The organism is Burkholderia anthina (assembly GCF_902498995.1).
In the GTDB taxonomy this organism is placed as follows: domain Bacteria; phylum Pseudomonadota; class Gammaproteobacteria; order Burkholderiales; family Burkholderiaceae; genus Burkholderia; species Burkholderia anthina.
The window spans coordinates 84,911-94,225 of record NZ_CABVLY010000028.1 but is presented as its reverse complement, the minus strand read 5'-3'; the positions used below and the strand labels follow the sequence as shown (position 1 = coordinate 94,225).

Here is a 9,315-nt window from a genome sequence, read left to right as displayed (position 1 = left end):
TTTTCCGACGCGATCAGCTCGATGTGCTCTTCCTGGCGGCGGTTTTCCTGCTCGATCGCTGCAAAGAGTTCGGGATCCACATTTTCGACGGTGCTGGTGGAGCGGTTGAACATGTCGTATTCCAATGGCAAATGGCAGATTGAGAAATGCCATGCCGGACGGCGTCCGTCATGGCGGGGGAATCTTGTCTTGCAAGGGATTCAGCGGGGCCGGATGCGACATCGCGGCGGCCCGGCGGACGACGGCGGTGATCTGTCTCCCGGCGTCATATTTGAAAAGAGCGGCCGGGTTTGCGCAAGAACGATTGCGACAAATCGGTAGAACGCCGTCGGCACCGGCGGGTACGGAATCGGCGGGCGGGATGCGGCGGCCGCGGGTGCGGCATTTGGGCGACAGATCGGATCGGCAACGAAGACGGCGGGCGGGCGCCGCCGGCTTGACCGGGTCATGCGGTCAAGGAACCGATTCCGGCGCGGCGACGCGCGCTGCTGACGTAGCCGGATTCGTCAGACGCAAGCGGGCGGTTGCCGGGGCGCCGCCGGCGGGGCGCACGGAACGGCGGAGTCGGCGCGGTCATCGAGCGGTTCGTGAAGCGAGAGCATCTGCATCGGCGCGTTCGTGCTCGCGGGCGGCTGGCTGGACGGCAAGCGCGCGACCACGCACAGGAACCGCGCTGACGAATCGCGTGGCGTTCTGGTGTCACCGGACCTTCGATCTTCCGGTCGAGAACGGCTTCGATGAACTGCCGTCGCGTTGACCGCCGATGCCTGGGCGCGCTACGGCGACGCGACGTCCGACTGGATCGCACTGCAACTGGAGTATCTGGAGTAGCCGGCGCGGGATTGGCGCGTTAACCGATGCGAACCGTGCGCTTCCCGGCCCGGAATGCGGACGGCGCGTGACGAGCGGGGCGCTGCTTTGGCGGGTCGTGTTGCGTGCCCCGCGAAACGCGTTCAGGCCGTCGCCGTGCGGCGGGCCATCAGCCGGTTCCACAGCATTCCCGCCCGGCTTCCGCTTCGGCAATACGCGAGCACCGGCTTCGGCAGCGCATCGACCAGCGCGCCGAACGCGTCGATTTCCGCATCGCCGATGCGATCGCGTTCGACCGGCAGATAGTATGCGTCGAGCCCGACCTCGCGGGCAGCGGCTGCGATTTCCTCGAACGCCGGTTGATCGGCGTCTTCGCCGTCGGGGCGGTTGCAGACCACCGCGCGGAATCCGGCATTGCGGATCGCCTTCAGGTCTGCCGGGCAGATCTGGCGCGACGCGGTGAATCCGGTCGATGCCGCGACCCGGCATTGCTCGATCGCGCGCTGGAAGCACGCGATCGCGAAATCGACGTCCTGTTCCGTCGTGAAGCGTCCGAAGCTCACGCGCACGGTGCGGCTCGCGGCGTTCGCGTCGAGACCGATCGCGGTCAGCACGTGGGACGGGGCGCCGCTCATTGAATTGCAGGCGGACGTCGACGACACGGCCAGCGAATCGCCGAGCATGAACGGAAAGAAGCCCGGCGCGTTCACCGTCAGGCTCAACGTGTGCGGAATGCGTCGCGCCGCCGCGGCGTTGTGCGTGACGTCGCCGAGTGCGAACAGCGCGTCCGTCAGCCGCGTGCCGAGTGCCGCGATCCGCGCGGCTTCGCGCTCGAGCTTCTCGGCGGCGACTTCGCACGCGACGCCCATGCCGACGATCTGATGGGTTGCCAGCGTGCCCGAGCGCAGGCCGCGTTCGTGTCCGCCGCCGTGGATCTGCGGCGCGATCCGGGCGGCGATGTCGCGCCGCACGAACAGCGCGCCGATGCCCTTGGGACCATAAACCTTGTGTGCGGACATCGACATCAGGTCGATGCCGAGCGCGCGCACGTCGATCGGCGTCTTGCCGAGCGCCTGCGCGGCGTCGACGTGCAGCAGCGCGCCGGCGGCGTGCACGATGCGCGAGATCGCGCCGATGTCGGTCAGCGTGCCGAGCTCGTTGTTCACGAGCATCAGCGACACGAGGCCCGTATCGGGGCCGATCGCGGCGGCGACCGCGTCGACGGTGATCTCGCCGTCGGCGGTGGGCGACAGGTAAGTCGCCGTCATCCCGCGCTTCGACAGGTTCGCCATCGTGTCGAGGATCGCCTTGTGTTCGATGCGGCTCGTGATCATGTGGCGCTTGTCGGCCGCGTTCTCCGCATAGCCCTTCAGCGCGAGGTTGTTCGACTCGGTCGCACCCGACGTCCAGACGATTTCGTCGGCATCCGCACCGATCAGCGCGGCGACCTGCTCGCGTGCGCGCTCGACTTTCTCCTTCGCCAGCCGGCCGGCCGCGTGCGAACTCGACGCAGGATTGCCGAAGACGCCGTCGGCGCCGAGGCAGGCCGTCATCGCTTCGATCACGCGGGGATCCGCAGGGGTGGTGGCGGCATAGTCGAGGTAGTGCAGCGGGGTCGTATCGCTCATGTCCTTCTCTTGATCTTTCTCTTTCGAATGGGAGAAATGATACGAGGGCGCGTGGGGAAAAAGGATCCAAAGTTGGCTGGCGATTCAGCTTGATGTGGAATGATGTTTTGTTTTTTATTGGATATATGGAATTTATTTTTGTTTGGCCCGGTTGGTCAGGGTGGCGGATCGGTCATGCGGGTGGCCGCATGACCGCCGCACATGCGTCGGTGCGGCGCTCCATGCTGCGCGGATCGGGCAGATTTGACGATCGCCGTGCGTTCCGCACCCAGGCGTGCAGCGCGTGCTCGTACTTCGCCGGGATCGTGATCGTGAGCGTGATGACGCGCGTGTCGGCGCCCGATCGATCGAGATGCCGTTGCCAGGCCTTGCGCACGAGCTGCGACATCGCGGAGCGCGTCATGCCCAGTTCGGCGGCCAGCGCCCGTTGTGACCGGCCTTTCACGAAAATCTCGTGCAAGGCCCACTGGTTCAAGGGTTTGATCCGGGTATCGTGCATCCGCAACCGCCGGAACTGTTCGGCAGTCATGCGTCGGGGCTCGAGCATTCAGATGCGCCCCGAATTCGGAAGTGACGAAATCAGCGCCGCGCCGCATGACGTCTCGTGACCGTTGAACGCGGCGGCCCGGCCTTCGACGTTGAATTCCGGATCGCCTTCGACGATGGTGCACGGGCCGTGGATCGGACACGAACACGTGTCGCCGATGCGCGCGACTGCGTGACCCATCACCTTGCTTGTTGCCGCGCCGGTTTCGACCTGGCCGCCGTGGGTATGTATGTCGCCTACCCGGATGATTCCTCGCATATATGCTCCTCTGAATGATTCATGTGGCGGTTGCTTGCGTGGGCAGCGCGATCGCCGCGCCGGTTCGCATCACCATGAATAACCCTGCATTCCGTAATCGGTATCGTGTCGACGGCCCCACCATGGCAGGTACGCGTTGTTCCCGCCGCGTGCGCGGAACCAGTCTTTGGTCGGATCGATCGGCGTGAGTTTCGACGGCGGCCTGACGATAACCGCGACGGGATGTTCGAGATCGGTTGTGCCGGCAACCAGTGCGTTGCCGCCGTAGTGATTGATTCGCCCGATCGCGAGTGCCACGTTCGTCAATGCGCTGCCGGTTCCCATGTCGCCAAGCAGTCCGGCCGTGTTGAAGGTCTGCTTCATGTAGTCGTATTCCGGAAGGGTTTCGGTCAACGTTCGTGTGAGCGAAACAAGGCGTGACGACGATGTGTCGCTGGCTTTGCCGGCGTCATGGAAGATGTATTCGATGTCCGGAACCGCTACACCGGCATTGCGTGCTGCTTCATCGATGGTTGCCTTCCATGCCTGTACGGCGCGCGTCGTGCCGACCTTCCGCTCAAACGCCTGTGTATTGCCGGTTGCGGGCTTGCTGATCCACGCGAGCGGTTCGCGCTCGGTGTTGAAATTCGGGCCAGCGAGGAACAGCACGACGAGGTTTTCGTTGATCTGGGCGTCCGTGGGCGGGAAGCTCGGTGCGTCCCAGTTGATCACCCATACGGTCTTGTCCGGATTCGCCTGCAGGTAGTCTAATGCCCGGTTCAGCGATGTAAAGCCGGCGTTCGCGCCGCCTTGCGTGATGTGCACATCGGGGGGCGCGTCGCGGCTCCACATCGTCGGGAAGTATGGATTTCCGATCAAGAAGGTTGACTTGATCTCCCTGGTCAAGAATTCTCTCGATTCTGCGATTTCGAGCCGTTCGGGAATCGCCAATTCAACGTGAATTCCTGACAGTTCACGCCAATCCTTAGGATCGCTAGGTTTAACCGTGTAAAAATAGGAAGAGTTCATCGCGTAGCGGTTACGCAGCAAATCCAGGAATTCCTCCATATATTTATGGTAGAACCCCTTAAACGTTTCCTCGCCTTCGTTGCCGTAAACCAACGCCCCAATGGACAGAAGCGTCGAATATTTTTGGGGTTTCGTGCGCACCATGTCGTCATTCTTGTTTGGTGCGGCAAGCCCTTGCGTCCACAACAATTGCCATTCAGTCGGATAGTCCCTTCGTTGCAAGGGATTCAACCAAATCAGGCCGACAACCTGTGCAACGATTGGCCTCGCCGATTCTTCTGCTGCTAGCGCGGCGTTGCCCGTGGCCTCCTGCGCAGGCACGGCTTGCACCGGGCGCATTGCCGTGGTGAACAGAAACACCATAAGTGCAGTCAGACTGGGTAGGATAACGAATCGTTTCATCCAATCACCTATTTCCAAATATGCCGGATCGGGTTGTTCTACGTGTGCCATCAGCGTGGCCATCAGCACGGTGGTGATCAGCCATGTCAAAACGGCGATGGCAACACGGCGTGGCCATGTAGCGATTAGCGCCTTCAAATCACACCCCCGACCCTTAGATAAAACTCACCCTCACGCTCATCCGCGATCGCGTCGGGTATCGCCCCCTCGCTTTTCTCTGCATGTACCCATTTGTGCATAGGGAGGTCATCGACAGTTCCCGATTTGAAATACTTCGCGTATTTCTTGACCTGACCGTCATCCGGGGCGCCAGCCACCATGCGCCAGTCGGCCTGAATACGCAACTCTTTGAGCTGCTTCTCCGTTAAATAGCACCGCCCCACGGCAACGTCATACGCAAGCGCCTTCTCGGCATGCTCGGGATTGGTCATCGTCGTTGAATGGTTGGTCGGGCTATTGGTCGCACCGCGATCGAGCCAATCGACGATCTGCTTGTCGCGCCATTCCTTGTAGCCCTCGGGCATTTCGCTTTTGCCGTCTTCGCCGATCACATGGCCGTCACCGTCGAGCCATTCGGTGTTCAGCGTGCGACGCGCCTCCATCCGCATCAACGCGCGATCCTCGTAGCGCTGCCCGGCTTCGGTTGCTGCCGTGCCTTGTGCAACGCTGTCCTCGTTCTTTGCCTTGTATTGGTCGTATGGATCGTCAGCCCGCTTGTCTGCATCGGTCTTGTTCGCATCGCGCCATGCGGCCGGCGGATCGTTACCTTCGTTGAAGTCGCTTACTGCGTCGCCGTCCTTCGTTTCGACGGGCTTGCCGAACCGCAATGCCCTCGGTGGGAATGGATCATCCAGCGCCGGAGCGTCCGCTACCACCGTCCAGCCCTTTGGCGGATCGGCGTTCACACGGAGCATGTTCAATGCCGAACTGATGCCGGTCACAACGAACATGAGCGGCGCGGTTGCCAGCGTCGTCGCTATCCCCCAAACACTCTCATTGCCTTTAACTGCACCGATCAAATTGAATTTGGCCGGTGGCGAGGGCGGATACCAGAAGCCCGACTTCGTTCCTGGCTTGCCATGCCGCCAATCGTCTTCCCAATAGCGGTAGGGTTTCTGTACGCCGACCGGGAAGCCGGATGCGAACACGCGCTGCGTCAGGATGCCCGCTGCGCCGATGTCATCGAGTTCGTGCTTGCTGATCCCGCGCCAGCCGATGCCCTGAACCGTCACGGCCGAAATCACCTGATCGTGCGGGCAGCAATACGCGGTGACGCGGCCATACGTCGATCCATTCAAGCCGTTCCGATCGCGATCCTCTTGCGCGGCATACGACCGGTTGCTCGTCGGCGAGACCCGCTTGTTTTTCATGTCTTCATCAACCTTGTCCACCGGTTGTTCGAAGGCCTTGCGGTTGCCGATGATCGACAGGAACTTGCCGAAGGTTTTGGTGCGTGCGGTGTAGGTCTGACGACCGCGATGACCGCTCGCGTCTTTCGTCGCGCGTTGCGACCACGTGTCCATGAACGTGTCGGATTTGTACGGACCGTCTGCATTCGCAAGGCTGTACGGTGCATTCGCAAGCACGTACGCGTCTGCCACGCAGTGCCCCGTGCGACCCCACGGATCTTCGACATCGGGGAATGCGTCGCCGAAGAACGCCGCCGTGAGGCCGACGATGTTGCCCTGGCTGTGGCATACGACGGTAATGGGTACGTCGGCCTGCATCTGCCGGATCGACTCGATCAATTTGGCCAATCTCAAGGCCGCGAGCACGCCATATGCACGGGGCGGTGCACGATACAGCGGCCGGTTGGTCGGATTGATGCCTTGCACCGTCATCCATCCCATCGTTCGATCGTCCAGACCGCCGTGCCAAAGGTCGGGCAGGCTCGCACAGCCGTTCGTGAACGGACCACCGCCCCAGTAGTCCTGTTCGTTCAAGAAAATCTTGTCGCCGTACTCCTTCAATTCCGCTCCGGTCGCCCGATAGCCCCACCGGAAGTGAATGACAGGCGAAAACGACGGATCCGGTTTGATGTAGTTGTCTGCCAGTAAATCCGGATTCAAGAACCCATCCGGCGTCACGCTCTCCGTGTACTTCGCCGGCGTCAATTGCCCGGCTTCGATGCCGTGATACATCAATTGATCGTCGAGCCGCCCGAGCCGGCGATTGAGACCCTTGCACAGTCCTTCCTCCGTCGCATCGAACCATTCGCCCTCGGAGTTCACGCCATGCACGAAGATCACGACACCGGGCAAGGGCATTTGCAAGATGCAGATAAGCGGTGTGCCTTTCGCGAACATCGTTACCCCTTCGACACGGCCGACGATGATCGGCGGCGGTTCGGGGCGGGGCGCAGGTGCGTCAGGCGTATCGACCTGAGTAACAGGTTCGTCAGTGGGCGCGTCCGCTACCGGTCGCAGATCGGGAAGTGAATCGGTCATCCGGGCTCCTGCATGTGCTTAGAGATACTTATTGGGTCTCATCGTATTGTTCCGAATCAGGATTTGTTCGAAATGGAATTGTTGTTTGGCTAAAAGGTGGGGCTGGAAGATTTGCGCCGAAGAATATCAAACTTGTTTGTCGAGATAAACGATTTGTATTTCGGGATGGCGTGAATTTAAGGAGATTTAATTTTTTTGAAAATTCTTATGTGTGCGAGAAATTTGCCGAGACAATTTTCATTGTCTGAATTTCAGGATTGTCATGATTATTATTTGTTTGATTAAATTCGAAGGCAATATCTAAAAACAAGACCCGTCCCATATCGAAACGACCGATAACCGGTTGCCGCATCGGAAAGATCCCGCGCTCGAACCCGCTCCGGAGCCCCCGGATTTGCCCCCGATTACCCGGCCGGCCAGCCGGCCGAGCACCGAACGAGCCGCACCCTATACCCGGATCGAGCAACCCGCACGACCATGCACACGCGCCCGCGATGTCTATGAGGGATTCCCCCGTAATCCGCGATTGAGCGCCGGCTCGACGCCGCATCCAGTCGCACGGCGCTTCTCCGCCCACATTCCCCGCGCGCCCGTCCCGATTATTTGCATTTCGCGAATGGCGCGTTCGCCGGTTGTTCCATACCCGATCTGCATCCATGCACCTATCGTTCGGGCGTCGGCTGATTGAATTCGACGCCTGCAACCGGAAAGGCGGCCGTCACTTCCGCGTGGCTCACGCCGCATCGAACACAAAAGACATCGGAACTGGCTCATGCACGGACGCTCCGGCGCGCGCAGGGGGGCCAATCCACGGAGACAGACATGAAATCAAACGAGTGGGATACCGCCTACGAGTGGAAAGCGGTGACGCTGCTGGCGCTCGGCTTCGGCCTGGTCGGCCTCGACCGCTGGCTCATCGCGCCGCTGTTCCCTTCGATCATGAAGGACCTGAACCTGACCGCGCAGGACGTCGGCAACTGCATCGGCGTGCTCGGCCTGTCGTGGGGAATTTTCGCGGCGCTGATGGGCGGCATCTCCGACAAGATCGGCCGCCGCAAGGTGCTGATTCCGGCGATCGTCGCGTTCTCGCTGCTGTCGGGCTTCTCGGGGCTCGCGGGCGGCCTGCTCGGCCTGATCGCGATTCGCGGGCTGATGGGCGTCGCGGAGGGCTCGTTCTGCCCGACGAGCTTCGCGGCGACGGCCGACGCGTCGCATCCGCGGCGGCGCGGGCTGAACCTCGGGCTGCAGCAAAGCGGTTTCGCACTGTTCGGGCTCGCGCTGTCGCCGATCATCGCGACGCAACTGCTCAACTTCGTGTCGTGGCGCTGGGTGTTCGCGCTCGTGGCCATTCCCGGCCTGATCCTCGGCGCGATCATGTTCTTCGTCATCCGCGAGCCGAAGCGCACGAAGGAGGTCGTGTCGGAACACGCGCCGGCCTCGCTCGGCCACGTGCTCAAGAGCCGCAACATCCTCGTCGCGATGGCGGCGCTGTGCTGCGCGATGACGGGCGTGTTCGTGCTGGGCGCGCTGCTGCCGCTGTACCTGACCGACTACCTCGCGCTCGGCACGCAGAAGATGGGCCTCGTGGTATCGGCGATCGGCTTCGGCGGCTTTCTCGGGCAGTTCGGGCTGCCGGGCCTGTCCGACCTGGTCGGGCGCCGCATCGCGAGCATCGTCGGCTTCGCCGGCACGGCGGTGATGCTCTACATTTTCCGCGGCCTCGGCCCGCAACCGGTCGTGCTGTTCGCTGTCCTGTTCGTCGCGTCGTTCTTCACGCTCGGCCTGGTCTCGCTGCTGTCGGGCCCGGTGGCGACCGAAGCCGCGCCCGTCGGCCTCGTGTCGACGTCGATCGGCGCGGTGGTCGGTGTCGGCGAAATCTTCGGCGGCGGCATCGCGCCGGCGATGGGCGGCTACGTCGCCGCGCACTTCGGGATCCAGAACATCCTGTGGCTGCCGATGTGCGCGGTGATGCTCGGCATCGTGGTCAGCATGCTGCTGCGCGAAACCGCACCCGCGGTGCTGCAGCGCCGCGTGGCCGTGCAACCGGAGCTGACGGCGGGCAAGCAGCCGTAATGCGCTGGGCTGAGCGGCCGTACCCGCGCCCTGCGCCCTGCGAGATTGACACCCGTCAGGTGACACAGTGACGCTTTTCGCATGACCCAACCGGCTGGCCGGTGCGGTTAGACTGCCAGTTTCGCTTTCGGGATGGGCGCGG

The 9,315-nt window shown here is 62.2% G+C and carries 6 protein-coding genes; 1 reads left to right on the top strand and 5 read right to left on the bottom strand.

Features of this window, described 5'->3' with window-relative positions:
• Nucleotides 1–953 precede the first annotated feature (953 nt).
• From BME24068_RS28925 to BME24068_RS28905, 5 genes are all read right to left on the bottom strand, one after another.
• Nucleotides 954–2,438, bottom strand: a complete 1,485-nt coding sequence (locus BME24068_RS28925; protein ID WP_174928098.1) for an aminotransferase class V-fold PLP-dependent enzyme — start codon at nucleotides 2,436–2,438, stop codon at nucleotides 954–956.
• Nucleotides 2,439–2,610: 172 nt separating this feature from the next.
• The gene (locus BME24068_RS28920) at nucleotides 2,611–2,967 is read right to left on the bottom strand and encodes a TrfB-related DNA-binding protein (RefSeq protein ID WP_174928097.1); all 357 of its coding nucleotides are present in this window, start codon (nucleotides 2,965–2,967) and stop codon (nucleotides 2,611–2,613) included.
• A gap of 18 nt (nucleotides 2,968–2,985) precedes the next feature.
• Nucleotides 2,986–3,243 (bottom strand): PAAR domain-containing protein, encoded by a 258-nt coding sequence (locus BME24068_RS28915; RefSeq protein ID WP_174928096.1) that lies wholly within the window; start codon nucleotides 3,241–3,243, stop codon nucleotides 2,986–2,988.
• A gap of 69 nt (nucleotides 3,244–3,312) precedes the next feature.
• The gene (locus tag BME24068_RS28910) at nucleotides 3,313–4,791 is read right to left on the bottom strand and encodes a virulence factor (RefSeq protein WP_174928095.1); all 1,479 of its coding nucleotides are present in this window, start codon (nucleotides 4,789–4,791) and stop codon (nucleotides 3,313–3,315) included.
• Nucleotides 4,788–6,959, bottom strand: a complete 2,172-nt coding sequence (locus BME24068_RS28905) for a T6SS effector phospholipase Tle3 domain-containing protein (RefSeq protein WP_420887568.1) — start codon at nucleotides 6,957–6,959, stop codon at nucleotides 4,788–4,790. Before BME24068_RS28905 ends, BME24068_RS28910 begins: the two co-directional genes overlap by 4 nt.
• Nucleotides 6,960–7,922: 963 nt before the next feature.
• Here BME24068_RS28905 and BME24068_RS28900 point away from each other — a divergent pair.
• Nucleotides 7,923–9,173: an MFS transporter gene (locus BME24068_RS28900; RefSeq protein ID WP_174928093.1), complete on the top strand. Its 1,251-nt coding sequence runs from the start codon at nucleotides 7,923–7,925 to the stop codon at nucleotides 9,171–9,173.
• Nucleotides 9,174–9,315 lie beyond the last annotated feature (142 nt).